27 protein-coding genes, 1 tRNA gene and 1 other RNA gene are annotated in these 24,081 nt (G+C 44.7%); 21 read left to right on the top strand and 8 right to left on the bottom strand.

Going from position 1 to position 24,081, the window contains the following annotated elements:
* The first annotated feature begins 67 nt into the window (after positions 1–67).
* Positions 68–724 (top strand): YitT family protein, encoded by a 657-nt coding sequence (locus BN7444_RS00585; protein ID WP_068454329.1) that lies wholly within the window; start codon positions 68–70, stop codon positions 722–724.
* Between the two features lie 55 nt (positions 725–779).
* On the opposite strand, the gene BN7444_RS00580 is transcribed toward BN7444_RS00585, so the two are convergent.
* Positions 780–1,388: a pentapeptide repeat-containing protein gene (locus tag BN7444_RS00580; protein ID WP_218016000.1), complete on the bottom strand. Its 609-nt coding sequence runs from the start codon at positions 1,386–1,388 to the stop codon at positions 780–782.
* 498 nt (positions 1,389–1,886) lie between these two features.
* Between BN7444_RS00580 and BN7444_RS00575 the strand changes: the two genes are divergently transcribed.
* From BN7444_RS00575 to BN7444_RS00540, 8 genes are all read left to right on the top strand, one after another.
* Positions 1,887–2,318, top strand: a complete 432-nt coding sequence (locus BN7444_RS00575) for a hypothetical protein (protein ID WP_068454323.1) — start codon at positions 1,887–1,889, stop codon at positions 2,316–2,318.
* A 325-nt stretch (positions 2,319–2,643) separates the two neighbouring features.
* On the top strand, positions 2,644–4,614 hold the full coding sequence (gene metG, locus BN7444_RS00570; RefSeq protein ID WP_068454320.1) for a methionine--tRNA ligase: 1,971 nt from the start codon (positions 2,644–2,646) through the stop codon (positions 4,612–4,614).
* 8 nt (positions 4,615–4,622) lie between these two features.
* Positions 4,623–5,396 carry a TatD family hydrolase gene (locus BN7444_RS00565; protein ID WP_068454317.1) on the top strand — a complete coding sequence of 258 codons (774 nt, stop codon included), beginning with the start codon at positions 4,623–4,625 and terminating at the stop codon, positions 5,394–5,396.
* Positions 5,384–5,932, top strand: coding sequence for a ribonuclease M5 (rnmV, locus tag BN7444_RS00560; protein WP_245654168.1), 549 nt, complete (start codon positions 5,384–5,386; stop codon positions 5,930–5,932). The genes BN7444_RS00565 and rnmV overlap by 13 nt, the downstream gene beginning before the upstream one ends.
* Positions 5,925–6,797 (top strand): 16S rRNA (adenine(1518)-N(6)/adenine(1519)-N(6))-dimethyltransferase RsmA, encoded by an 873-nt coding sequence (gene rsmA / locus BN7444_RS00555; protein WP_068454314.1) that lies wholly within the window; start codon positions 5,925–5,927, stop codon positions 6,795–6,797. The genes rnmV and rsmA overlap by 8 nt, the downstream gene beginning before the upstream one ends.
* A gap of 1 nt (position 6,798) precedes the next feature.
* Positions 6,799–7,125 (top strand): ArsR/SmtB family transcription factor, encoded by a 327-nt coding sequence (locus BN7444_RS00550; protein ID WP_068454311.1) that lies wholly within the window; start codon positions 6,799–6,801, stop codon positions 7,123–7,125.
* Between the two features lie 62 nt (positions 7,126–7,187).
* The gene (locus BN7444_RS00545) at positions 7,188–7,418 is read left to right on the top strand and encodes a glutaredoxin family protein (protein ID WP_068454308.1); all 231 of its coding nucleotides are present in this window, start codon (positions 7,188–7,190) and stop codon (positions 7,416–7,418) included.
* Positions 7,419–7,562: 144 nt separating this feature from the next.
* Positions 7,563–8,435, top strand: a complete 873-nt coding sequence (locus tag BN7444_RS00540) for a DUF1002 domain-containing protein (protein WP_068454305.1) — start codon at positions 7,563–7,565, stop codon at positions 8,433–8,435.
* Positions 8,436–8,495: 60 nt separating this feature from the next.
* Here BN7444_RS00540 and BN7444_RS00535 read toward each other — a convergent pair whose 3' ends face one another.
* Entirely contained in the window at positions 8,496–8,690 is a 195-nt protein-coding gene (locus BN7444_RS00535) for a DUF1858 domain-containing protein (protein ID WP_068454301.1), read from the bottom strand.
* A 62-nt stretch (positions 8,691–8,752) separates the two neighbouring features.
* Positions 8,753–8,989, bottom strand: coding sequence for a glutaredoxin family protein (locus BN7444_RS00530; protein WP_068454298.1), 237 nt, complete (start codon positions 8,987–8,989; stop codon positions 8,753–8,755).
* A gap of 144 nt (positions 8,990–9,133) precedes the next feature.
* Between BN7444_RS00530 and BN7444_RS00525 the strand changes: the two genes are divergently transcribed.
* The 12 genes from BN7444_RS00525 (at position 9,134) to BN7444_RS00470 (ending at position 21,809) form a co-directional block, all read left to right on the top strand.
* Complete coding sequence (locus BN7444_RS00525) at positions 9,134–9,640, top strand: zinc ribbon domain-containing protein (RefSeq protein ID WP_068454295.1); 507 nt, start codon at positions 9,134–9,136, stop codon at positions 9,638–9,640.
* 9 nt (positions 9,641–9,649) lie between these two features.
* The gene (gene msrB / locus BN7444_RS00520; RefSeq protein WP_218015999.1) at positions 9,650–10,084 is read left to right on the top strand and encodes a peptide-methionine (R)-S-oxide reductase MsrB; all 435 of its coding nucleotides are present in this window, start codon (positions 9,650–9,652) and stop codon (positions 10,082–10,084) included.
* Between the two features lie 70 nt (positions 10,085–10,154).
* Positions 10,155–12,389: a 5'-nucleotidase C-terminal domain-containing protein gene (locus BN7444_RS00515; protein WP_068454293.1), complete on the top strand. Its 2,235-nt coding sequence runs from the start codon at positions 10,155–10,157 to the stop codon at positions 12,387–12,389.
* Between the two features lie 216 nt (positions 12,390–12,605).
* Positions 12,606–12,872 (top strand): Veg family protein, encoded by a 267-nt coding sequence (locus BN7444_RS00510; protein WP_068454290.1) that lies wholly within the window; start codon positions 12,606–12,608, stop codon positions 12,870–12,872.
* Positions 12,873–12,912: 40 nt separating this feature from the next.
* Complete coding sequence (gene ispE / locus BN7444_RS00505; RefSeq protein ID WP_068454287.1) at positions 12,913–13,761, top strand: 4-(cytidine 5'-diphospho)-2-C-methyl-D-erythritol kinase; 849 nt, start codon at positions 12,913–12,915, stop codon at positions 13,759–13,761.
* Complete coding sequence (locus BN7444_RS00500) at positions 13,730–14,377, top strand: hypothetical protein (protein ID WP_068454284.1); 648 nt, start codon at positions 13,730–13,732, stop codon at positions 14,375–14,377. Before ispE ends, BN7444_RS00500 begins: the two co-directional genes overlap by 32 nt.
* Before the next feature lie 496 nt (positions 14,378–14,873).
* Positions 14,874–15,488 (top strand): TetR/AcrR family transcriptional regulator, encoded by a 615-nt coding sequence (locus tag BN7444_RS00495; RefSeq protein WP_068454281.1) that lies wholly within the window; start codon positions 14,874–14,876, stop codon positions 15,486–15,488.
* Between the two features lie 107 nt (positions 15,489–15,595).
* Complete coding sequence (locus tag BN7444_RS00490; protein ID WP_068454278.1) at positions 15,596–17,365, top strand: ABC transporter ATP-binding protein; 1,770 nt, start codon at positions 15,596–15,598, stop codon at positions 17,363–17,365.
* Positions 17,362–19,086, top strand: coding sequence for an ABC transporter ATP-binding protein (locus tag BN7444_RS00485; protein WP_068454275.1), 1,725 nt, complete (start codon positions 17,362–17,364; stop codon positions 19,084–19,086). Before BN7444_RS00490 ends, BN7444_RS00485 begins: the two co-directional genes overlap by 4 nt.
* A gap of 25 nt (positions 19,087–19,111) precedes the next feature.
* Positions 19,112–19,702: an MptD family putative ECF transporter S component gene (locus BN7444_RS00480; RefSeq protein ID WP_068454272.1), complete on the top strand. Its 591-nt coding sequence runs from the start codon at positions 19,112–19,114 to the stop codon at positions 19,700–19,702.
* Complete coding sequence (locus BN7444_RS00475; RefSeq protein ID WP_068454269.1) at positions 19,702–20,430, top strand: energy-coupling factor transporter transmembrane component T; 729 nt, start codon at positions 19,702–19,704, stop codon at positions 20,428–20,430. The genes BN7444_RS00480 and BN7444_RS00475 overlap by 1 nt, the downstream gene beginning before the upstream one ends.
* Positions 20,427–21,809, top strand: a complete 1,383-nt coding sequence (locus BN7444_RS00470; RefSeq protein ID WP_068454266.1) for an ABC transporter ATP-binding protein — start codon at positions 20,427–20,429, stop codon at positions 21,807–21,809. Before BN7444_RS00475 ends, BN7444_RS00470 begins: the two co-directional genes overlap by 4 nt.
* Here BN7444_RS00470 and BN7444_RS09610 read toward each other — a convergent pair.
* The 5 genes from BN7444_RS09610 to BN7444_RS00450 all read right to left on the bottom strand — a co-directional run bounded on the left by BN7444_RS09610 (position 21,706) and on the right by BN7444_RS00450 (position 24,080).
* Complete coding sequence (locus tag BN7444_RS09610) at positions 21,706–22,041, bottom strand: transposase family protein (protein ID WP_167627187.1); 336 nt, start codon at positions 22,039–22,041, stop codon at positions 21,706–21,708. The genes BN7444_RS00470 and BN7444_RS09610 overlap by 104 nt on opposite strands.
* 183 nt (positions 22,042–22,224) lie before the next feature.
* Positions 22,225–22,489: signal recognition particle sRNA large type (gene ffs / locus BN7444_RS00465), an RNA gene on the bottom strand.
* A gap of 11 nt (positions 22,490–22,500) precedes the next feature.
* Positions 22,501–22,592: transfer RNA gene (locus BN7444_RS00460), tRNA-Ser, on the bottom strand.
* Positions 22,593–22,662: 70 nt separating this feature from the next.
* Positions 22,663–23,613: a biotin--[acetyl-CoA-carboxylase] ligase gene (locus tag BN7444_RS00455; RefSeq protein ID WP_068454263.1), complete on the bottom strand. Its 951-nt coding sequence runs from the start codon at positions 23,611–23,613 to the stop codon at positions 22,663–22,665.
* Positions 23,613–24,080 (bottom strand): tRNA (cytidine(34)-2'-O)-methyltransferase, encoded by a 468-nt coding sequence (locus BN7444_RS00450; RefSeq protein ID WP_068454260.1) that lies wholly within the window; start codon positions 24,078–24,080, stop codon positions 23,613–23,615. Before BN7444_RS00450 ends, BN7444_RS00455 begins: the two co-directional genes overlap by 1 nt.
* Position 24,081 lies beyond the last annotated feature (1 nt).

Below are 24,081 nucleotides of genomic sequence, written 5' to 3'. Positions count from 1 at the left end.
TTTAGGAGAACCTAAGACGGCAGTCTTTTTTTGGTTCTCTTAATCGCTGAATTAGGAGTGACAATTTATGCTCAGTCATTTGCTGAGACCCCTCGAATTAAAGAAAAAAGATTTTTTCAAAATCCTGCTAGGTTGTGCCATTATGGCTTTCGGCGTGGTCAATGTCCACGAGCCCTCCCAAATCACCGAAGGCGGTGTCTTGGGTATGGGTCTGTTTTTAAAGAAAGTCGTCGGCTTAAACCTGGCCTATGTATCTCCGGTGTTAGACGGAATTTGCTACGCCTTGGGCTTTTCTATGTTGGGATCCCGTTTCCTGAAGAAATCCGGCGTGGCCACCGTGGCCTTTTCCATATTTTATTGGATCTTTAACTTTATCGGCCCGGTGCTTCCCAGTCTGTATCACCTGCCCTTTCTCGCAGCCATTGCCGGCGGGATCTTTATCGGCTGCGGCTGCGGCATTGCCGTCACGGCCGGGGGCTGTGCCGGCGGCGACGACGCCCTGGCCATGGTGATCTCGAAAAAAATGAAGTGGCCCATTTCCCGTGCCTACTTCCTCACCGACGCCGTGGTTCTGGCTCTGTCCTTGAGCTACATCGCACCGAGCCGACTGATTTTCTCTTTTATGACGACCCTCGTATCGTCGTACTTAATCGGTCAATTCGAATTAAAGATGAAAGCTCCTGCATGGCAAGTGAGCCAGGGAACGGTAGAAAAGAATGCATAAGAAAGAAACGACGGAACCGAAAGGTCCGTCGTTTTTTCGTGGAAAAATTTAATTGTCAGTAGGCAAAGGCCTCTTCTTTCGTCAACCAGAAATGGATGCCGCCGGTGGATTCCCGCCAGCGGTCGGGATTGAAATTGCCGGCATACATCATGGTGCGGGGTTTATAAATAAAATCATCGTCGATTAAACTGACGGCGTCGCTGAAATGTTCCTTGCCGGCGAAATCCGTAACGGACACCACATAGGCCTTGTCGCAGCGGCACGAGTTCATGGTGGCGGAGGTGCGGGCCGCGTCGGCGGGGATGTAGAGCGTGACGAGTCGATGGTTATAGCATCTCTTGTAGCCGATAAAGGCACCCTCTTCCGGGCAGTGGAGGCGGAAAAACTGCGTGTTCTCGTCGGTAATCACATCGTCCAAGAGGGCATCTTCCAAAACGGATCCGAAGAGATAGGCACCGCTCAGGTTCGCACCCCTCAGATCGGCGTTTCTGAAATTCACTTCCTGTAATTTGCAGTGGGAGAAATCGGCGCCCTTTAAGATGGCGTGGTCGAACCAGGCGTGGGATAAATCGCTTCCGGAAAAGTCCGTGCCGGACAAATCCTGATTGCTGAAATCTTTTCCCGTGAGGTTTTGATTTTTATAGTTCGTATTCTTTTCTTCCATAGCCATCCCTCCTGTCAAAAGTATAGCACGAATGGGGCTACATTGCGAAGAACTTGCCTTGATAGTATAATCAGAACCACCGGCTTAGCCGGCAGCACTCTCATGCTCTGAATTTCTTCCTCTTGCAACAATTCCCCGGTTTGTGCTAAAGCGCCAATTCTCATATTTTATTTGACATGCTGATTGCATTTGGTTTTTTAGATTCAACCTATCCGTTTAGTAATATAAAAAAAGAGAAGGCGGAAAGTGATGAACTTTTAATAAGAGAAAAACGTGCCTTCTTCGTGAATAAAAAATTGAAGATGAAAAAACGCCTGAAGAACAAATGCCGAAGATATGTGAAGAAATTGCGGAGTATGAGAGCGAGAATCAGCATACGACGTATGGAGTAACATATGGTGGATTCGGTATTTAGATGGGAATATATTAATTACCGATAAAAAGACATCGACATATTATACCGGGCATGCCGGGATTGTTGTTGGGGGGTAAGGTTCCATGTTGCTTATGAGAAAACTAGGTAATCCATTTGTATTTCGAATTCTTCCTTGGGCATTGTTTCCAAATGCTGTCGCATTTCTTTTCGACTTTATGTTCGGGGATGATATTGTGGTCTGTCGAGTGGGTCAGATTCTTACTTTCTTTCTGTGGCTTTTGCTCTTGCGCGGACTCAGAAAAAGATCGCAAATTACGGAGCGGGATTTTTTAAAGTCGCAGATTGTATCCCTTGTTATCGCATTGCTCGTTAATGAACTATTGGTTTATATGCCATTAGAAATCATCAGTGCCGGACGGAGCGTTTCGTGGGATTTTCCTTTTGCTAAGCTTGCACCAATTGCGGGGTCGAAGCTCCCTCTCATTGTCGTATGGTTTGCCACGTTCATCGTTGATCTGTTTTCTATTGATTCTCATGTGAAGTCATTGCAATAGGTAGGCGTATAGGTAGTGGTGCGGCGTTAAAAGGTAAGATTAAATTCAGAAAAAGTCATCATCATGAAACGACAAAGAAGGGGCATAAGCCGGTCATCGGCGAAGGCCCCTTCTTTTTTAATTGTAAGCGGATGCCGCCGTTAAATCGCCGCAGACAAGCGGAAGGTTTTATTGATTTTCCACTTTTCTTTGCCATAGCCATCAAAGTATAGCACTTTCTGGGCTACATTGCGAAGAACTTGCCTTGATAGTATAATTAAAACAAGAAATTTTTATCGACCATCCTCTATGGTCGAGCATATCATCTATATGCGAGGAGGCATACATGTCAAAGAACTTTTACGTAACAACACCCATTTATTACCCCAGCGACAACTTGCACATCGGCCACACCTACTGTACCGTAGCGGCCGATGCCATTAAGCGCTATAAAACCCTTCAAGGCTACAATGTCTTGTTTACCACCGGCACCGACGAACACGGTCAAAAGATCGAGGAGAAGGCCAAGGAAGCCGGCAAGGAACCCTTGGAATACATCGACGCCATTGTAGCCGATACGAAAAAGCTGTGGAAGACCATGGACATCGACTACGATTCCTTTGTCCGCTCCACGGATCCCGAGCACGAAAAAAACGTGCAAATGTTGTTTCAAAAGCTCTATGACAAAGGCGAAATCTATAAGGGCGAATACGAAGGCTATTACTGCACGCCCTGCGAATCCTTCTGGGCGGAATCCCAATTAGGAGAAGACCATCTTTGCCCGGACTGCGGACGGCCCACCCATCTACAACACGAAGAAAGCTACTTCTTCCGCCTGTCCGCCTATCGCGACAAGCTGATCCAATACTACGAAGACCATCCCGAATTCATTCAACCGGGCTATCGCAAGAGCGAAATGGTGAACTCTTTCTTAAAAGACGGCCTGGACGACCTTTCCGTCACCCGCTCCACCTTTAATTGGGGCGTGCCCGTTCCCTTCGACGACAAACACGTCATCTACGTCTGGATCGACGCCCTGTCCTGCTACTTAACGGGTTGCGGCCTGGGCACCGACGAAGAACAGTTCAAAAACTTTTGGCCGGCGGATGTGCACTTGGTAGGCAAGGAAATTATGCGTTTCCACACCATTATTTGGCCCGCCATGCTTATGGCATTGGATCTGCCCCTGCCGAAACAAGTCTTCGGTCACGGCTGGATCCTCTTTGACGACGACAAGATGAGCAAGTCCAAGGGCAATATTATCTATCCCGAGCCCATTATCGACCTCTACGGTGTGGATGCGCTGAAATACTTCCTCTTGCGGGAATTTTCCTTCGGCCACGACGGCAGCTTTAATGTACAAAGTTTTATGAAGCGCCTCAATTCCGACTTGGCCAACGACTTGGGGAACTTGGTGTCTCGCACCGTCTCCATGATCGAAAAATACAACGACGGCATCGTCCCTACGCCTCACGACGAAACGGCACTGGATAAAGAATTAAAAGAACTGGCCGTCGGCGTATGGGCTGAACTTGAAAAAGAAATGGAAACCTACCAATTCTCCACGGCTCTGGAAGCCGTTTGGAAATTGGTTCGCCGCAGCAATAAATACGTTGACGAAAACGAACCCTGGATCCTGGCCAAGGGCGGCGACGACGAAAAGAAACGTCTCGACACCGTACTATACAATCTGGCGGAATCTTTGCGTATCGTCTCCATCCTTCTGTCCTTCTTTATGAACAACACGGCCAATTCCATCGCCGAACAAATTACGGCGACCAAGGAATTTAAGGCGGAAGACGCCACTCGCTGGGGCATGCTCGAGCCGGGCAAACACGTAGGCGAAAAGAAGATTATCTTCCCGCGCCTGGACATCGAAGAAGAAACGAAGCGCCTTTGGGCCGCCAATCACGAGCTTATCGAAAGAAGAAAGGCTGAAAAGATCGCCAAGGGCGAAGCGGCGGAAGAAGATGAAGAATTGGATCTGAAGCCGGAGATCACTATCGACGATTTTGCGAAGCTTGACATTCGCGTGGCCACCGTGGACTCCGTGGAAGATCACCCCAATGCCGATCGCCTCTACGTATTAAACCTTACCGTGGGCGGCGAAAAGCGCGTGATCTGCTCCAGCATCAAAGACTTTTACACGAAAGAAGAGCTGACGGGCAAGCAAATTTTGCTTCTGGCCAATTTAAAGCCCACGAAGCTTCGCGGCGTCCTGTCCCAAGGCATGCTCCTTGCGGCGGAAGATAAGGACGGTAAACTGTCCCTGGCAACCACCATGGAAGAGTTAAAGTCCGGCGCTAAGCTTGGTTAGGAGGAAGTATGATAGACGCCCATTCCCATTTGGAAAATGAGGCATTTGACGACGATCGAGAAGAAATCATCGCCCGCATGGACGCAGACGGCCTTGACGCCGTGGTCAATGTGGGCAGCGATATAGAAACATCCCGCGCCGTGGTGGACTTGGCGCGAAAACACGACAAGCTTTACGCCGTGGTGGGGATCCATCCCCAGGAAGCGGACGGATACAATCCCGAGGTGCGGAAGGAGCTCATGGAGCTCGCAAAAGAGGAAAAGGTCCTCGCCATCGGCGAATGCGGCCTGGATTACTATTACGAAAATTCGCCCCGGGAAGTGCAGCGGGAAGTCTTTCGCGCCATGTGCGACTTGGCGGCGGAAGTGGATCTGCCCCTGGTGATCCACTCCAGAGATGCGGCGGAAGAGACCTACGACATCGTCCGCGAATTTCTGGAGGTCCATCCCGGCCACCACGTGCTCATTCATTGCTACAGCTATTCCGTGGAAATGATGGAGCGCTTTATGGCCCTGGGCTGCTACCTGTCTCTCGGCGGCGTCACCACTTTTAAAAACGCCAAGGTGCCGAAGAAAGTGGCGGCGGCGGTTCCAATCGACCGCCTGCTTCTTGAAACGGACTGCCCCTACATGACCCCCGAGCCCAATCGGGGCAAGCGCAACGAGCCGAAATACGTGGCGGATGTGGCGAAAAACATCGCCGCCCTCAGGGGCATGGACGTGGCGGAATTGGTGGCCCGCACCGACGAAAATACGAAACGGTTTTACCAATGGAAGAAATAATTCAGGAAATCATCGTCGTCGAAGGAAAAGACGACATCGCCCGGGTAAAGAGCGCCTTAAATTGCGACGTTATGGCCACGGGGGGCTACGCCTTCGGCGAAAAATTCCTTCGTGAGCTGAGGAAGGTCGAAGACCGGCGGGGCATCATCATCCTGACAGACCCGGACTACATGGGCAAGCAGATCCGTAAGCGGCTCACCGAGGCATTGTCTTCGCCGAAGCAGGCCTATCTGCCACAGGACAAGGCCCTGTGTAAGGACGACATCGGCATCGAGAACGCCAAGCCCGAAGACATTCGCGAGGCGATTTTCCGCGCCAAGCCCATGAAAAAATCCTTCGAGGAGACCTTTACCAAGGCCGATATGATTCGCTACGGCATGACGGGCGCATCGGATGCCACGGAGCGGCGAAACAAAATGGCCGAAGCCCTGGGCATCGGTCACGGCAACGGCAAGCAATTTTTGCGCAGACTCAACAGCTTCGGCATTACCGTGGAAGAATTTGAACGCATTTACGAGGAGGTGTTCCGTGGATAAACGACTATACAGCCCGGCGCGGATTCGCGAGATCCAAGAGAAATGGGGCTTTCGCTTTCAAAAATCCCTGGGACAAAACTTTCTCATCGACGGAAACATCGTCCGCGCCATCGCCGACAGCGCCCATGTAAAAGAAGGGGACGTGATTCTGGAAATCGGCGCCGGCATCGGCACCTTGACGGAAGAGCTGGCCCTAAGAGGCGCCAAGGTCTTTTGCGTGGAAATCGACGAACACTTAAAGCCGATTTTAGACGGGACCTTGGGCGACTATAGCGGCGTGGAAATCTTTTACCGAGACGTCTTAAAGACGGATCTGAAAAAAGAAATCGAAGCCCGCTTCGGCGATCACAAGATCAAAGTGGTGGCGAATCTGCCCTACTACGTCACGACACCGATACTGGTTCATCTCTTTGATTCGGGCCTCAATTTGGAATCGGTGCATGTCATGGTACAAAAAGAAATGGCGAACCGCATGGCGGCGTCCTCGGGGACGAAGGCCTATGGCTCCATCTCCGTCTTTTTGCAAATGCGTACGGATGTGGCCGTAGCCCTTACCGTGCCCAGAACCTGTTTCATGCCCCAGCCCAATGTGGACAGCGCCGTCTTGAGCCTGACGAATTTTAAAACCGATCACGGCGAAAATCTAAAGCGGGCGGAGGCCGTGGTGCGGGCGGCGTTTTCCAAGCGGCGTAAGACCGTGTTAAACGCCCTGTCCACCTACGGATTCGACGTGGAGAAGGAACAGATTCTGCAGGCTCTGGAGGACACGGGCATCAAGCCCACGCGGCGGGCCGAAGCCATTACCGTGGAAGAGTATCGCATCCTTGCGAAGAATTTTCCGAAAGTAGAAAAGGAGAGGGATTGACATGGACGAAAAATTTCGCACCTTTGCCGAAAACGATGAATTAATCGACAGCTTAAGCGGCATTTTCAAAGTCATGGCCGATCCCACGCGTTTAAAAATTTTATACGCCCTCATGCTGGGCACCTGCAATGTGTCGAAACTGGTGGAGCTTTTAGGCATGAGCCAGTCGTCCATTTCCCATCAGCTCATCCTATTGAAGCAAGAAGGGTTGATCCGATCGAAAAAAGAAGGGCGCAAGGTATTCTATTCCCTGGACGACGATCACGTGGAGACCCTCTTTTCCATGGGCTACACCCACGCCATGCATAAAATCGGAGAAAATGATTAAGACCATACCTCGCGGGTATAAATGACGGCAGTGAATTGAATTTATTTTTTGGGAGGAACAAAATGTCTAAAGTAGTAGTTTATACGAGCAACACCTGTCCTTACTGCACCATGGCAAAGGATTATTTAAACGAAAAAGGCGTCGAATTTGAAGAAAAGAACGTGCAAAACGACGCAGCCGCAAGAGATGAATTGATCTCCATGGGCTACACCGGCGTTCCCGTTCTCGTCATCGGCGAAGAAGAAATCGTCGGCTTCGACCGCGCACGTATCGACGGCGCATTGGACAAGTAATCGGAAGGGAAAAGAGGCTTCGGCCTCTTTTTTTGTGTTAGAAATGCAAAAGTTTTCTAAAATCCGTCGAAGACTTTCGCGGAAGCCCTTTCCGAAAATGTCCCTATGATATAATGGCAACAAGTAAAAGAAGTGGAGGAGATTATGAAATTTTTTAAAAGATTCACGGCCATGGCCTTGGCTCTGGTCATGCTCGCATCGATCCAGGCGCCGGTATTCGCCGATTCCCTGGAAGGGGATGTGATTTTATCTTTCGGACAGGACTTGACACCTGCCCAACGAGACGAGCTGATGAAGCGATTCAATGGCTCGGAAGACGATCAAATCATCGAAGTCACCAATGCGGAAGAACATAAATACCTGGGGGATTTCGTTCCCGAATCGAAGATCGGTCGCAAGGCCATTTCCAGCGCCAAGGTGGAATACACGGCGGAAGGCAGCGGCATCGAAGTGGAAACCTCGCCGAGGATTCGCTACATTACCCACGATATGTATCGCCAAGCTTTGGAAACGGCAGGGGTAAAGGATGCGAAGATCACTGTGGACGCCCCGGTCAATGTCAGCGGTACGGCGGCCCTCACCGGCATTATGAAGGCCTACGAAACGTCCACGGGCAAAAAAATCAGCGACAAGGTAAAAAAGGCTGCCAATGAAGAAATGGTGGTCACATCGAATTTGGCCCAAGACGTGGGCGCGGACAATGCCACGGGCTTGGTCAAAGACATTAAGGAAAAGATCGCTACGGAAGCGCCTAAGAGCCGGGAAGAAGTGCAAGCCATCGTCGTCAATATTATCAACGAGTACAATATCAACATCACGCCGGAACAAACGGAGCAGCTGACGGACTTTTTCGATCATCTGAGAAAGACCGACATCGACTGGAGCGGCTTGGCAGACAAGGCCAAGGGCGCCGCCGATCAGGCGAAGGATTATCTTAACAGTGAAGAAGGCCAAAGCCTGATTCAAAAGATCAAAGCCTTTTTCGCCGATCTCTTCGGTTCCATTTTCGACAAATAAAAGAACCCGGCATGCCGGGTTCTTCAAACAAAAAGGCCTCCCACATGGGGAGGCTCTTTTTTACGCTTCGACGACTTTGTTTAAAGCCTTCATTAATTCATCTACATCGAAACCGTGTACGTAAGCGGCTTCTTCCAAAGATTCCATTTGACTGGAAGGGCAACCGACGCAGCCCATGCCGAATTGCATGAGAATGCGAATGGCTTCCGGGTATTGGCGAACCAAATCGCCGATCAACATATCTTTTGTAATCATCCTAGCCTCCTTCAAGCTTCGTTACTTCATTCATTCTATCCTATGAGAAAAAAATTGGCAAGTTAAAGGAAATTTTCCTTCATGTAGTCGATAATGTCGTTGCTTTCCAGCATCCATGTATCGCCGAAGTGCAAACAAGGCACTTGCTTGCCGCCGCTGCCTTCGATTAAGGCTTCCTTGGCCGCTTCATCTTCGTCGATGTAGAGAACTTCCACATTGTCGATATTATTCTTCTTCATAAAACCCTGCACCTTTTGGCAGAAGGGACAGTAGGTCATGGCGTATAATTTGTAATCCATAGTCATCCTCCTTTAGTTTCGATTCATCTATACCCAAGTGCCGCAGTTTCACACATGGCGGGAAACACCTGAAAAAAGTCTAATCCTTTTCTAATTCGGTTTTTTAATGACAGGCATGTGATATGCTTAATTCGAGGTGAAAGTATGGATATTTTTAACAGCATCGGCAAAGGCTTTGAAGATTTGTCCAATCAGGTCAAGGACTTGGGCTTGAAAGGCTTTTATAACGCAAAGGAAGCGTCCAATGTGGCGAAACTGCGCATGCAGATCCGCGAATTGGAAAGTAAGATTTTAGATGAATACACCCATTTAGGGGAAGTTTATTATATGGAAATGCGGGAGCAGTCCCACATGGCGGATACGACCAGCTCCGAGCTTTTGTTTGCCATCGACGAATTGCAGAAGGAGAAGGCGAGCCTGCAAAATCGCATGGAGGCCAAGGAGCTGGAGGGGGACGTCTTTCGCTACGAATGTCCCGATTGCCACACGGAAATTTCCGAGTCGACGAATTTCTGTCCCCACTGCGGCAGAAAGATCGAGAAGGTGGAGCTTATCGCCGAAGATCCGGAGTTCATCGAATGTAGAAATTGCCACTTTCAGGCGGAAGCCGGGGCCACCTATTGCCCCCGCTGCGGCACGCCTTTGGTCTAGGAGGTTGTTATGGACAAGAAACATATGGACGAAGAAGAGCTGCGCGCGTCTTTAGGCGACGGAGCCTATCACGTGGCGCGGGAAAAGGGCACGGAGCCGCCCTTTTCTCATCCCTACGATAAATTATTCGATGAAGGCATTTACGTGGATGTGATTACGAAAGAGGTCTTGTTTTTATCGAAGGATAAATTCGATTCCGGCTGCGGCTGGCCCGCCTTTTCCAAGGCGGCGCCGGACGCGCCGATTAAAGAGACCACGGACACGCGCTACGGCATGATTCGCACGGAAGTGGCGACGGACACCACTCACCTGGGCCACGTCTTTAACGACGGGCCGAAAGAGGCGGGCGGCATGCGCTACTGCATCAACGGTGCCAGCATCGAATTCATTCCCAAGGCGGATATGGAAAAAAGAGGGTACGGTTCTTGGCTAAATTGTTTCTAAATTGAAAAGAATACTCCCGCGCCGTAGGGGTATAATATAAACAGACTTTAGGAAAATAAAGGAGGCATGTATGAAAAGAAAATTCTTATCCTTGGCACTGGCAACGGCAATGGTTCTCGGCATCGTCGCCGGACCGGCAAGCGTCTTTGCAGCGCCTGAAGACACGCAAACGAAGACCATCACTTTGCTACATACCAACGACGTTCACGGTCATGTAGCAGCGGAATACGGTAAGGACAACAAACTCACCAATATCGGTTATGCGAGAGTAAAGACCTATGCGGATAGCATTAAAAATTCGGTCCTTCTCGACGCAGGGGACACGACCCACGGAACCGCCATCGCCGGCATTGAAAACGGCAAGGGCGTCATCGACTTGATGAAGGCCATGGGCTACAAGGCCATGGTGCCCGGAAACCACGACTTCAACTACGGCTACAAGGCATTGGTTGACTTTAAAAATCAAGCGGCTCCCGCCAATGGCTCCGCCGAAGGTTTCGACATCTTGGCTGCCAATATCATTAAAAACACGGGCACCAACGACTTTAAAGGCCAAACCATTATCGATGTGGACGGCGTGAAAGTCGGCGTCTTCGGCATCGCCACGGAAGAAACGAAAGTTAAATCCAATCCGAAAAACACCGAAGGCATTACCTTCTTAAATCCGGTGGAAGTGGCCCGTGCCCAAGTGAAATCCTTAAAAGATCAAGGCGTTGACGTGGTCGTCATGTTGGCTCACGTGGGCATCGACGATGCTACCGTGGTCAAGACCTCGGACATCGCCAAGGCCGTGGACGGCATCGACGTCATTATCGACGGTCACTCCCACACGACTCTGAAAGAAGGCCAATTGGTCAACAACACCTTGATCGTTCAAACGGGCAATTACCTGAAGAACTTAGGCGAAGTAAACATTACTTTGCGCGGCAAGACCATTATTTCCAAAACCGCCGTGCTTCGCGACGCCGCTTTCTTTGAAAAGATCGAAGAAAACAAAGACATCGCCAAGAAAATCGCCGACATTTACACAGCCAATAAGGACAAATTGGAACGCGTCGTCGGCACCACGGCAGTGGACTTAGACGGCAAGAGAGAACACGTACGTGCTCAGGAAACCAATTTCGGTAACCTGGTCGCAGACGCTATGCGCCATGCGGCGAAATCCGACATCGCCATTACCAACGGCGGCGGCATTCGAGAATCCATTCCCACGGGGAAAATCGCCATGACCCAAATTTGGACCAGCTTCCCCTTCGGCAACACCATTATGAAGATCGAAGTAAAGGGCGCCGATTTACTGGCCGCATTGGAATACGGCGTGGCCGATGCACCGGCACCCCAAGGGAAGTTCCCCCAAATCTCCGGATTTACCTTTAAATACGATCCGAAGCAAGAAGCCGGCAAGCGCGTCTTTGACGTGAAGGTTGCAGGCAAGGATTTGGATCTCGAAAAAACCTACACCTTAGCTACCAACGACTTTATGGCCGGCGGCGGCGACGGTTACACCATGTTTGCCAAGGGCAAGAAGCTCGGCGACTTCGGTATGTATACGGAAGTTCTGGAAAAATACCTGACTGAACACAAAGACGTGAACCCGAAAGTGGAAGGCCGCATCGTGGCTCAAGCCAAGGCTGGCGAAGCACCGGCAACGGGAGGCTTTACCGACATTAAGGGCCACTGGGCAGAAAAATACATTCTTTCCGCTACTCAAAAAGGCCTTTTCGCCGGCGTCACCAAAGACAAATTTGCTCCGAACGATTCCATTACGAGAGGCATGCTCGTCTCCGTCTTGGCCCGCTTAGAAGGACAAGATAAGAAACAAACCGCCGCCAATCCCTTTACCGACGTAAAGGAAGGCGAATGGTATGCCAATGCCGTCGTTTGGGCAGCAAAGAACAAGATCGTTATGGGCTATGAAGACAATACCTTCAAACCCAATCAAAAGGTCACCCGCGAAGAAATGGCAGCCATTTTAGGCCGCTACATCGAAGGTAAGAAAGTTCCCTACACCTTGGATCTGAAAGAGCCCTTCGCCGATCAAAAAATGATCTCCAAATGGGCCCTCGAACCCATCGACATCGTTCGCCACGCCAACTTAATGCAAGGCCGCGAAAACAACAATTTCGCTCCCAAGGCATCGGCTACCCGTGCCGAACTGGCCAAGGTGATGGACGATTTGGAAGAAATCGTCAGCAGCATGAAGAAAGTTGACGACAAGGGCAAAGCAGCTGACAAGGACAAAAAAGCGGCAGATAAGAAAGCCGTGGAAACGAAGAAATCCGAAACGGAAAAGAAAGCTGCATAAACAAAAGAGAGCCGGCAACGGCTCTTTTTTGTGGGAGGAAACGGGTTGGGTAAATAGAAAGTAAAAAGGCCGTGAAAATCATTTTAGATTCACGAAGATTTCACTTGACCCCGATGATTTTATGAGATATCATATACCGTTATTTAGCTTGACATTAGCCCTGAAATTTTGTATAATGTTAACACTTAGGATTGTGTGGATAGAAGGGCGGTCCCAATGACACAAATGGATATGATTAAAAACGAATTGTCGGAACATATTGGCAAAGAAGTAATCGTGAAGGCAAATCGGGGACGCAAGCGCATCGTCACGCGAAAGGGCGTGCTTACGGCGGTTTACCCGTCCCTGTTCGTTATCTCCATCGCTTCCGACGATCGCACGGATCGAAACATTTCCTTTACCTACGCCGACGTCCTGACGTCGACGGTAAAGATTATGATTTTGGAAGAAGATGTGAACTCGGCCGATTTAAAAATATCGTAAGAAAAAGCTCCTCGGGGAGCTTTTTTTATGGGAGGATACTTTGCGCGCTTACGGAAAAATCAATGTGGGCCTTTGGGTTTTAGGGAAACGAGCCGACGGCTACCACGAAATCAAAACACTGTTTCTGCCCATCGGGCTATACGACGACATTGCCGTTTCCAAGGCGACGGCCTTTTCTATGGAAGGTCCCCATTACGGCGACAAGGATTTAATGGCCGTGGCTCACCGCTTTTTGGAAGAGAAGTTCGGTCCCTTGCCCGTACATATTCGCATAGATAAAAACATTCCGGCGGGAGCGGGCCTCGCCGGGGGCACGGCAGACGGCGCCACGGTGCTAAAGGCCGTGAGAGACCTTTACAGCCTGCCCGTAAGCGACGGGGAACTGATCCCTCAGTCGGCGGTTTTAGGGGCGGATTTTCCCTACTGCCTTTACGGAAAGGCCGCCGTGGGGGAAGGGATCGGCGATGTGCTTCGCCCCGTGTCCGTTCCCTCGTACCCGGTGCTTTTATTAAATCCGGGTTTCGCCGTGTCCACAAAGGATGCCTACGAAGCCGTGGCCATGAATCAATCCGCCGGCTCCCCGGAAGAGGCTGTGGATTGCCTTGTAAGCGGTCGCTTGGAAGAGCTCAAGGATGTGGTGGCCAATGATCTCTATCACGGCGTGGCGAAAAAACATCCCATCATCGACGAGATGATTGCCGATCTATACGATGCCGGCTGCGCCTTTTCCCATATGTCCGGCTCGGGGCCCACGGTTTACGGTTTATTTAAAAAAGTTGAGGATCGGGACGCCGCCTATGCTATACTAAGAGAAAAGTATGCCGTCGTCATAAAAACGAAGATTTTGGGAGAGGATCATGGAAAGATTAGGGATTGCCATAAGGGATAAAGCCGGCGTCTATGCTGCAGCCGCTTTGATTCGGCGCAGGCCGGACCTTTCTTTTACCGTGCTCTATGATCCCGAGGGTGAGGCCTGTGATTTTTACGAAAGCAATCGGGCCCGCTTTCAGTCCATGAACTTGGGCCCCTGTATCTATCTCGGCGAAGATTACAGGGGAGATGAGAGCTTTTACGCCTTGCTTCACGAAGGAAGCGGCGAGGGCTTTACTGTCGGCCTAAAGGATTCGGATTTCAACACGGAATTTTTATACCATACTCTGGGCGACGGTCTCTTTCACCACAGCTACGTCTTGCACATGATGGACGACTACGCCGCTCGGCTTTCCAAGGAGGGCACGGCGGTCCTCGCCCTTCTCGGCTACAGTTATAGGGCCTGCGACTTTGCCCGCGCCTTTCAGGTGAAGGGCGTCAAGGTCGTGGATCCTCTGGATTCATGGCATAGGACGATTCCCGAAAGGGAGGAAAAGGGCGAGCTGCGCCTGTATTGGACGGTGCGGGATTATGACCTGGAGCGGCTTGTGTGTGAGCTCTTGGGCAAGGCCGTTCGCTTCAGAAAATATTATTCCCACCCCTGGCTTCGAGGCGAGGTCTCGAAAAGACAATAATACGAAATGGTGCCTTCTGCATGATGCACTGACCCCCAAAAGTTGGACCGAGACATCCACTCGAGGGGGTCTTTTATAGAAAAAACAATGACGAATAGAAGAAAGAGAAGATTAAATCATTTACAGCAGATAGAGAAAAGGTAACTGCCGCGATAACACGCTCATTAAAAATTCTTCAGTTCATTGAAAAGAGAAGTGACGTCTATCGAAGCTGGCAAGGATGCATGGGACAATCAAACACTTAAATGCGTCAACTCTAACGATCGATTCAAAAAAAGTAAAAAGGCGAGATTCCGAAGTAAAATCGTGAACAAATGAATACAACCTAGATCAAATGCAATATAAACAAAATGCTGCAAGCGAAACGTTGAGAATTATGACCAAATTAACAGGAGTACTCTATATGTAGTTTGTCTAGGCTTCGCTCTTGACAAAAACAAATGAGAATGATAGCCTATATTAAGAGAACGAGTGTCGGTCGATTGGCGGTGAGGTTTTGACAAAAAGAAATATAAAGGATCCGGAAGAAAGAAAACAGGAGCTTATAAACATAGCATCCAGACTTTTTGAAAAGTATGGGTATGAGAAAGTTTCTGTTAGAGACATTCTTGCAGAAGTTAATGGTGCACCTGGAATGTTTTATTACTACTTCAAATCAAAAGAAGATATTTTCTTGGCGTGTATGGAAACATACTTTGATGAAAAATTAAAAAATAAGTTAGGTATCCTCCAAAACAAGGAAATAGATTACGAAGAAAGAATAAAAACTTTAAGGGAACTTATAGTAAAAGATATCGGTCAGTTTACGACAAGATATAATTTTTCAAAAGAGAATTCAATTACAGATAACTCGTACAGGCTATGGGAATTGATTCATTACATTGGAAAATTTATAGATGTCTATTCAGAGTTTATAATTGAAGGAATTGAAAATAAAAAAATAGAAAATAATATGGGAATAAACAGAGAAAATGTGAGAAGTTTTGCAGCTTTTATTTTATACGGAGCTGTTGGGACCATATATAACGACTATATTATTAAGGGAGAAAACAAAACAAATTCAAGTGAAGCCTTTGGAATAATAAGCGAACTATTTCAAAGACCTCATTAGAGAAAAATAAAATATAAGTATTTTACAAGGGAAACATCAATGGTGTTTTCCTTGTATTAGTTTTAAGGCAAATGAACGAACTCGTTCGGTAAGGAGGCATGTTTTAGATGAAAAAGAAGAAATCAATCAAAGATATTATTTCCTATAGTGAAATAAAAAAAGGACAACTTGTAGGAGGGATATTATTTGTTAGTCTTGGTATGCTATTAAGTATTTGTCCAATTTTGGTAATATTCAAAGTCATAAAATCTCTATTTTTATATGGAAAATTAGAACAGAGTACAATGCAGTTCTGTATGTATGGACTTGCAGCAGTGGTATTGGCATATTGCTTAACTTACATTGGCGGTATTTTATGCCATAAGTTTTCATATGTTTTAATAGCTAACTTAAAAAAGAAGATATTATTTCATATTGGGAATCTTCCTTTAGGGTTTTTTACCGGAGACAACAAGTCAAAAATAAGGCAAGTATTAGGATCGGACATGAATCAAATTGAGGGATATTTTTCTCATCAATTACCAAATTTAATTTCAACTTTAGCACTAATTTTAGCAATGATAATTGTTATGTTGAAGATAAATTTAATATTAGGTCTTACGACTTTGTTAATTATATTTGTTGGTTTACGAATTCAGATTGCAATCATGGCAAAGATTATAAAGTCGGGTGGACTTGAGAAGAACTTTGCTATTTTGGATCAAATTAATTCAGCAACTACTGAATATGTTAAAGGTATGCCGGAAGTTAAAATATTTGGAACAGGCGCAAAATCATTTAAAACCTTTTCAAAGGCAGTAGGAGAATATAGAGATTTTACAAGCTCGATGACATCAATGATAAGACCGGGATTTGTCTCATTTAGAATGTTTATTTTATCTGTTGCTACATTCATAGTTCCAGTAGGAATACTTTTAATGACACGAAATAATAATTTGGACTTTGCAACAGTCTTTATTTTCTATTTAATTCTTGCACCTGCCATTAGCGTACCTGCGTTAAAGCTTAGAGATTTTGCAGAAGGAATGAATTTACTAAATGAAGTTATTTTGAGAGTCTATGAAATTATAGATCAAAAAGAATTGGCAATTGAAAATACTGAGGAAGCGATAAAAGGTCATGATCTTGAATTTAATAATGTAAGCTTTTCTTATGGAAATGAAGAGGTTTTAAAGAATATAAGCTTCTGTGCTAAACAAGGAGAAGTTACAGCATTAGTTGGTTATTCGGGAGCAGGTAAATCTACCATTGGAACGCTAATACCGAGATTTTACGATCCTTCAGAAGGCTCTATTAAAATTGGTGGGGTTAATATAAAAAGTATTCCGATAAACGCCTTAATGGACAAGATAGCATTTGTTTTTCAAGACAGTGATCTTATCACAGATACAGTCTTCAATAATGTTGCTATGGCAAAGACCGGTTCTATAAAAGAAGATGTCATAAAAGCTTGTAAAAAAGCAAGATGTCATGATTTTATTGAAAAACTTCCTAATGGATACAATACTGTTTTGGGTAAAGGAACTTACTTATCTGGAGGAGAGAAACAACGTATTGCAGTAGCAAGAGCGATTTTGAAGGATGCACCAATATTAGTGTTAGACGAGGCAACAAGTTTTGCAGACTCTGAAAATGAATATCTTATGCAGGAAGCTTTATCTGAATTGGTTAAAGATAAGACAGTTATTATGATTGCTCATAGGTTAAATACCATAGAATATGCAAATCAAATCTTAGTAATATCTGATGGAAAAATTGCAGAAAGAGGTAAGCATGAAGATTTAATCCTTGCAAATGGAATATATAAGAGACTCTTTGATATTTACAAGAAGACAAATATTTGGCAAATGGATATAGAAGGGAGTGAGAATGAATGATAAGAAATATTACTTTAGGAAAGATGAATAATATAAGAAAATCAATTATTTTAAATGTTTTGGCATCTATTTCCAACCTTATACCATTTATTGCTTTGGCGAAAATTGTAGAAACACTATTTTTAAACAGTGGTGCAGATAATATAGATACGAGCCTTTTATGGAAGTATTTTGGGATAATGGCAATATTTTTCTTAATAACATTCTTATTGGAAAACTTAGCCACAAAATATACCTATGAACTTGGATACAAGACAAGTGCAGATGGAAGAATAGAGCTTGCAGACCACATAAGAAAACTGCCGATAGGTTATATTTCAGGGAAAAGTTCAGCAGAGATCCTAGATACATTAATGAATGATTTTTTCAAAGTTGAAACGGCAGTAACGCATCAATTACCTCAATTTTTCAGTGGTATATGTGTAGCGGTTCTTTGCTCGATATTATTTTTGATAATCAATGTAAAAATGGGAATAGCAACACTTATTGGACTACCTATTTCTGTTCTACTTCTTACACTCATGCAAAACTTTCAGAAAAAAATTTATTTAAAAACAAAGGAAATGAGGATAAAAGAGGAAGAAGATATAAATGAATATTTGGATGCCATTAAGACTCTAAAAGCTTATAACAGCTTAGATGATACATTAACAAAACTCGAAGAAGATATAGACAACTCAAGAGATGCAAATATTAAGAGTGAGAAAGGAGTTGGTTCATTAACTACTATAGCAAGTATAATTTTAAGAATAGGACTTCCTTTGATGAGTTTAGCCGGTTCCTATTTATTTATAAATGGATCTTTGGAAATTGATACATTTTTAATGTTCTTATTTGTAGGCACAAGGATTTTTGATCCCTTGGAGCTTGCTCTTGTAAATTATACAGGTCTACAAATGGCATCCGTTTCAGGAGAGAGAATCATTAAATTACTTAAGGCTAAACCTATGTCAGGAAATTTCGATGTAAATGAAAGCAACAAAATTGAAATATCTGATGTTTCATTTTCTTACAAGGAGTCCAAGGTTATCGATAATGTTTCATTAGACATTAATGAAAACGAATTAACTGCTTTTGTTGGTTACTCCGGCTCTGGAAAATCTACACTAATTAAATTAATTTCCAGATTTTATGATCCTAATGAAGGGACAATTAAAATTGGTGGAGTAGATTTGCTAACAGCCGATCCTGATAAATTAATGGATAAATATGCTGTTGTTTTTCAAGATGTGTATCTTTTTAAAGACACGATTTATAACAACATAAAATTTGGAAATGAAGATGCAAGTAAAGATGAAATCATGAATGCGGCAAAAATGGCAGGAGCTTATGACTTTATAGTCAAAAAAGATGATGGATTTGACACTATGATTGGACAAGGAGGAGCGACTCTTTCTGGAGGTGAGAAACAAAGAATATCAATAGCAAGAGCAATATTAAAAAATGCCCCAATAATATTACTTGATGAAGCAACATCTTCGCTTGATCCTGAAAATGAACTTATTATACAAGAAGCAATATCAAATTTAATTAAAAATAAAACAGTTGTGGTTGTAGCCCATAAATTAAGAAACGTAATGGGAGCCGATAAAATTGTTGTTTTAAACAAAGGGAAGGTAGAAGAAGTTGGGAAGCATGAAGAACTTATTAAAAATGAAGGACTATATAAAGACTTATGGAATTATCAAGAAAAGTCTAAAGAATGGAAGATTGTACAGTAACAATCAATTTTAAAGGAGGAAATTTATGAAAGCACAAAAGAAATCATCAAAAAATGCAGTTACAGCTGGTGTTTTAATTGCACTTTACTTTGTAACATATTTAGTAGTTGGGGCAATATCTATGCCTGTCCCTGTTTTATTTTTACTAATGCCCATGCTTGTAGCACTACTTGCTGCACCAACCTATCATATGCTTCTTGCAAAAACAAAGTCAGCCACCGCTATTGTAATCGCAGCTATCTTACCAAGTATTTTATTAGTTGCAACTGGACATATTCCAATTGCACCATTAGTGGCAGTGCCTGCCGGAATAATTGCTATGTTCATAGCAAGAGGTGGAAATTATACAGACTTTAAGAAAAATACAATTAGTCATATGTTTTTTTCTCTAAACTTATTTGGAGGATTCTTACCAATTTGGCTTATGAGAGAAGCATTTTTTGAAAGTGTTATAAAAGGTGGCTTAGATCAAAACTTTTGTAATACAGTAAGAGCATGGACACCAATATGGATGCTACCAGTTATGATTATTGGAACATTTATATTCTCTTTGATTGGTTCTTATTTTACAAAGAAAATACTAAATAAAAAGTTGGAATCAGCAGGAGTTTTATAATGGAAAATTCAAAGTTTGTTCTGGGGTCAAAATATGACCTCAGAACAAAACTTATCTTGCTTATAGGTGCAAATATTTTAATTTTTTTAGGTTATGGTTTGATATATCAAAGCCTTATTAGCTTATTTTTTCTTGCCATCATTATTAGTGATGGTTATAAGAAATCCGCTATAAGGTACATTCTATTCTTTGTAACAAGTGTTGTATTAGAAAAAACTTTAGCCTATTTCAATATAAACTTCCTTTTGAATTTAATTTTATTCCTCTTGGCAATTGGGAGAAAATTTTTGCCATGTATTATTGTGGGTAAATGGATTTTAAATTCCACATCTGTTTCCAGTGCAGTAGCAACTTTACAAAAATTAAAACTTTCAAAAGACTCGCTCATAATGATTTCTGTAATATTTCGATGTTTGCCTACGATTAAAGATGAATGGAGTCATATAAATATGGCGATGAAAACAAGAGGGATTAATTTTAACTTAATCAATTTAACAAGAAAACCAACATTAATTATGGAATATTTTTTTGTACCATTATTCGTAAGTGTCATAGAAATTGGAGATGAGCTATCCCAATCAGCCATTATAAGGGGGCTTGATGCTCCTGTTCAAAAAACAAGTAGATACCTGATTAAGTTTAGAAAAAATGACATTGGTGTTCTAATTCTTGTGATTTTAATTTCATCAATAGTAATATTTATGAAAGTGTCAGGGTGGGATTTATGATTGAAATTAGAGAATTAAGTTTTAAGTACAAGGGAGGATCTGATTACTCATTAAAAGATATAAACTTGAAAATAAAAAAAGGGGAATGCATTCTTCTATGTGGCAGGAGCGGTTGTGGAAAGTCGACCCTATTAAAGCTTATGAACGGTATAATACCTGAGTTTTATGATGGGGACATTTCTGGCAGGGTTCTTATCAATGGTATGAATACATTTACTACACCAATTTATAAATTATCTAAGGATGTAGGTTCAGTTTTTCAAAATCCTAAAACACAATTTTATACAACAAACACTACAGATGAGATTGCTTTTGGTTTAGAAAATTACGGAATAGAAAGAGAAGTAATTAACAAAAGGATTAAAGAGGTCGAAAAAGAGCTTCATCTTGAAAACTTGATGAATAAAAATATATTCAATCTTTCCGGTGGAGAAAAGCAGAAGATTGCTATAGCAAGTATTTACGCATTAAACCCTGAGATATTTATTCTTGATGAACCGTCTTCAAGCTTAGACATAAAGTCAATGATAGATCTATCACTTACAATGAAAAAGCTTAAATCTTTAGGAAAAACTATTATTATTGCAGAACATAGGCTGTGGTATTTAAAAGACATTGTTGATAGAGCACTATATTTAGAGGGTGGGAAAATCATCAGAGAATATAGTATGGATGAAATTGAAAATCTAAGTGAGGATGAACGAATGAGAACTGGACTTAGACATTCTGATTATAAAGCTATTGAAGGATTTGAAGATTTTGAAGCTTCAAATAAAGGGGCTTTATTAGAGTTAAAAAATCTGATGTTTAAAAGAAAGACCAGAACAATTTTGTCCATCAAGGATTTCAAATTTTGCTATGGAAATATTATTGGAATAGTTGGCGAAAATGGAATTGGGAAGTCTACATTAGCAAAAATTATGTGTGGTTTATACAAAGAAAATAAAGGGAAAATTTTAAAAGAGGATGAGAATTTCAAAACAAAAAGCAGGTTAAATGAGAGTTTGCTTATTATGCAGGAAGTGAACTGTCAGTTATTCACAGATAGTGTTAAAGATGAAATAGTGTTAACATCAAATATTAAAGATGATAATGCTTTAGATCCTTGGCTAAAAGATATGGAGTTAAAAAATATCAGTGATAGAAATCCTCACACCTTGTCAGGAGGACAAAAGCAGAGAGTAATTATCTTATCCGCCTTACTGTCCGACAAGAAAATTCTATTTTTCGATGAGCCAACCAGTGGATTGGACTATAGAAATATGAAAATAGTAGCTAAAAACATAAAGAAAGTAAAGGAAGAAGATAAGTTGATTTTAATAATATCCCATGATGTTGAGTTTTTAGAGTCAGTTTGCGATAGACTTGTAAAGCTTTAGAAGCATAACGTGTCTTCTCGATGAGAAGAAGCACATGCTTGCGCCGCATCGGTGCGCCCCGAAGCACTTGCTCCCGGTGATCATGGACCCAGGCATGGGTCGAGCCACAATGAGGACAAATCCGATCATGAACGGGCTTACAATCAATGCTAATCAGGCGCCTTTCTTCTGAAGCTCCGGTGACCTCGACATCTTGGATTCCTAAAAGTAATGTGGTAATATTGGTTTGCACTTGTTTGCCCCCTTTATTATTTTGTGGTGATTTAATTTTAGGTGATAGGGAAAACAAGTGCTATCTTTTTGTACAAAAATATTCATTAAGGAGGTTACTCCCCAACGGATATTATAGAGTCTTTTTTGTGTGGGGTTTTTCGCAATGAAAAAGCGGCTCCGAAGAGCCGCTCTTTATATGTAGCCATGCACCCGACTTTGCACAATTTTTCCACGCGTTACCGAAAGAGTTAACTCAGAGTAGGCGAGTCTACGTCACATAAGCGGACTTGCTTAGTGCTGCTTCCGTCAAGATCTGACACGGTTCACAAGGGCTTATTGCGTAGGACCCACTCATCAACATCACTTTTTCCGGGCAGGCCGCAAAAAAAATGCGCTGGATCGGGGATTCAATCTTGTTGTAGCGGATGACAAGTTACAGGGTGCCGCTAACTCCCCATCTAGCATGGCAAACTTTTCCTGGCGGAGAGAGGGGGATTCGAACCCCCGATACGCTATAAACGTATACCCGCTTTCCAGGCGAGCGCCTTAAACCAACTCAACCATCTCTCCATTGGATTACAGTATATAATTATACGGCCGAATCCGATTTTTGTCAAGAGAAAGTATGAACTTTGTAAGATCACCACTCGCCTTCGATGGAAATGGCGCCAGCGGAGAGGGCCACGGTATCGCCACCTACCTCCACGATGAGGGAACCATCGTCGCCGATGGCCGTGGCCCGGCCGGTGTACTCGATATCGCCCTTGGCGAAGCGAACGGTCTTTCCTATGGTGAGATTATATTTTCGGTAAGCGTCCACGATGGCGTGGGCGGGGCCGTGGAGCAGGGCGTAGAGGCGGTTCATAATGTCCGCCGCCAGTTGATTTCTTGAAACGGTTTCGTGCAGGGAGCCTGCGGCGGGAAGAGCCTGCTTCTTAAAGGCGTCATCCGCCGTGGCGATATTGATGCCCATACCGATGACGTAGCGGGCGTATCCCCGGGAAAAGTCCGCTTCCGTCAATATGCCGGCGATTTTTTTGTGATCCAAATACAAATCGTTGACCCATTTAATCTTCACGTCCTCGTCGGTCTGCATCAAAAGGGCTTCTTTGCACGCCACGGCGGCGGCCATGGTGAGGACGGCGGGATCGGCTACGTCTTCGCCGTGAAGGATGGTGGAAAAGTAAAGGCCCGTGCCGAAGGGGGAGTGGAAGGACTTGCCCACCCGCCCCTTGCCGGCGGTCTGTTCTTCCGCCGCCATAAAGGAGAAAGAGGGCAGGGCAGCTCTTGCGTCTTCGCGGAAAATGGAATCGTTGGTGGAATCGACGCTGTCTTTAATTAAAACGGGTACTCGATTTAATTCGTCATTGAGGCGATTTTTAATGGCCTCTTCGTCCAATGCCTCGTAGCCTTCGTTTAATCGGTAGCCGCGATTGGTAATTGCGTCGATGTGGTGGCCTTCTTTTCTCAAAGCCTTTATGGCCTGCCACACGGCGGCGCGGGAAATGTTTAATTCTCCCGCCAGCTCTTCGCCGGAAAGGTAGTCATCGGCTTCTTTCAGCGCGTTTAAAATATAGTCTTTGGTTTTCATTATGCCATCCCCGGATAATCCAGCTGCCGCAAGGCTTCGAAGAGAATGATGTTGACGGAGACGGAAAGATTTAAGCTGCGGCCGAAATCTTTCAGCATGGGAATGCGAATGGCCGTATCGTCGTGGGCTTCCAGTAGCGGCTCCGGCAGCCCCTTGGTTTCCTTGCCGAAGACCAAGAAGTCTCCGTCTTGAAATTCAATGTCGCTGTAGCGCTTGTGGGCCTTGGTCGAGGCAAAGAAGAAGCGATGGTCTTTGTATTCTTCCATGACTTCCTCGATACTATCGTGGTAGCGAATGTCCACCAGGTGCCAATAATCGAGACCGCAGCGCTTCAAATGCTTGTCGTCTACGGAAAAGCCCAGGGGACGCACCAGGTGAAGGACGCTTTTCGTCAAACCGCAGCTGCGGGCGACGGCGCCGGTGTTGTGGGGAATTTCAGGTTCTACTAAACAGATGTGCAAGGTCATT

The sequence above is a fragment of the Peptoniphilus pacaensis genome, assembly GCF_900088125.1.
Lineage (GTDB): Bacteria > Bacillota > Clostridia > Tissierellales > Peptoniphilaceae > Aedoeadaptatus > Aedoeadaptatus pacaensis.
This window is presented reverse-complemented; position numbering and strand designations above follow the sequence as displayed.

Coding starts and splice junctions, on each gene's coding strand:
- BN7444_RS00585 (WP_068454329.1), top strand. CDS start 68: ATGCTCAGTCATTTGCTGAGACCCCTCGAATTAAAGAAAAAAGATTTT.
- BN7444_RS00580 (WP_218016000.1), bottom strand. CDS start 1,388: ATGGAAGAAAAGAATACGAACTATAAAAATCAAAACCTCACGGGAAAA.
- BN7444_RS00575 (WP_068454323.1), top strand. CDS start 1,887: ATGTTGCTTATGAGAAAACTAGGTAATCCATTTGTATTTCGAATTCTT.
- metG (WP_068454320.1), top strand. CDS start 2,644: ATGTCAAAGAACTTTTACGTAACAACACCCATTTATTACCCCAGCGAC.
- BN7444_RS00565 (WP_068454317.1), top strand. CDS start 4,623: ATGATAGACGCCCATTCCCATTTGGAAAATGAGGCATTTGACGACGAT.
- rnmV (WP_245654168.1), top strand. CDS start 5,384: ATGGAAGAAATAATTCAGGAAATCATCGTCGTCGAAGGAAAAGACGAC.
- BN7444_RS00550 (WP_068454311.1), top strand. CDS start 6,799: ATGGACGAAAAATTTCGCACCTTTGCCGAAAACGATGAATTAATCGAC.
- BN7444_RS00545 (WP_068454308.1), top strand. CDS start 7,188: ATGTCTAAAGTAGTAGTTTATACGAGCAACACCTGTCCTTACTGCACC.
- BN7444_RS00540 (WP_068454305.1), top strand. CDS start 7,563: ATGAAATTTTTTAAAAGATTCACGGCCATGGCCTTGGCTCTGGTCATG.
- BN7444_RS00535 (WP_068454301.1), bottom strand. CDS start 8,690: ATGATTACAAAAGATATGTTGATCGGCGATTTGGTTCGCCAATACCCG.
- BN7444_RS00530 (WP_068454298.1), bottom strand. CDS start 8,989: ATGGATTACAAATTATACGCCATGACCTACTGTCCCTTCTGCCAAAAG.
- BN7444_RS00525 (WP_068454295.1), top strand. CDS start 9,134: ATGGATATTTTTAACAGCATCGGCAAAGGCTTTGAAGATTTGTCCAAT.
- msrB (WP_218015999.1), top strand. CDS start 9,650: ATGGACAAGAAACATATGGACGAAGAAGAGCTGCGCGCGTCTTTAGGC.
- BN7444_RS00515 (WP_068454293.1), top strand. CDS start 10,155: ATGAAAAGAAAATTCTTATCCTTGGCACTGGCAACGGCAATGGTTCTC.
- BN7444_RS00510 (WP_068454290.1), top strand. CDS start 12,606: ATGACACAAATGGATATGATTAAAAACGAATTGTCGGAACATATTGGC.
- BN7444_RS00500 (WP_068454284.1), top strand. CDS start 13,730: ATGGAAAGATTAGGGATTGCCATAAGGGATAAAGCCGGCGTCTATGCT.
- BN7444_RS00490 (WP_068454278.1), top strand. CDS start 15,596: ATGAAAAAGAAGAAATCAATCAAAGATATTATTTCCTATAGTGAAATA.
- BN7444_RS00485 (WP_068454275.1), top strand. CDS start 17,362: ATGATAAGAAATATTACTTTAGGAAAGATGAATAATATAAGAAAATCA.
- BN7444_RS00480 (WP_068454272.1), top strand. CDS start 19,112: ATGAAAGCACAAAAGAAATCATCAAAAAATGCAGTTACAGCTGGTGTT.
- BN7444_RS00475 (WP_068454269.1), top strand. CDS start 19,702: ATGGAAAATTCAAAGTTTGTTCTGGGGTCAAAATATGACCTCAGAACA.
- BN7444_RS00470 (WP_068454266.1), top strand. CDS start 20,427: ATGATTGAAATTAGAGAATTAAGTTTTAAGTACAAGGGAGGATCTGAT.
- BN7444_RS00455 (WP_068454263.1), bottom strand. CDS start 23,613: ATGAAAACCAAAGACTATATTTTAAACGCGCTGAAAGAAGCCGATGAC.
- BN7444_RS00450 (WP_068454260.1), bottom strand. CDS start 24,080: ATGACCTTGCACATCTGTTTAGTAGAACCTGAAATTCCCCACAACACC.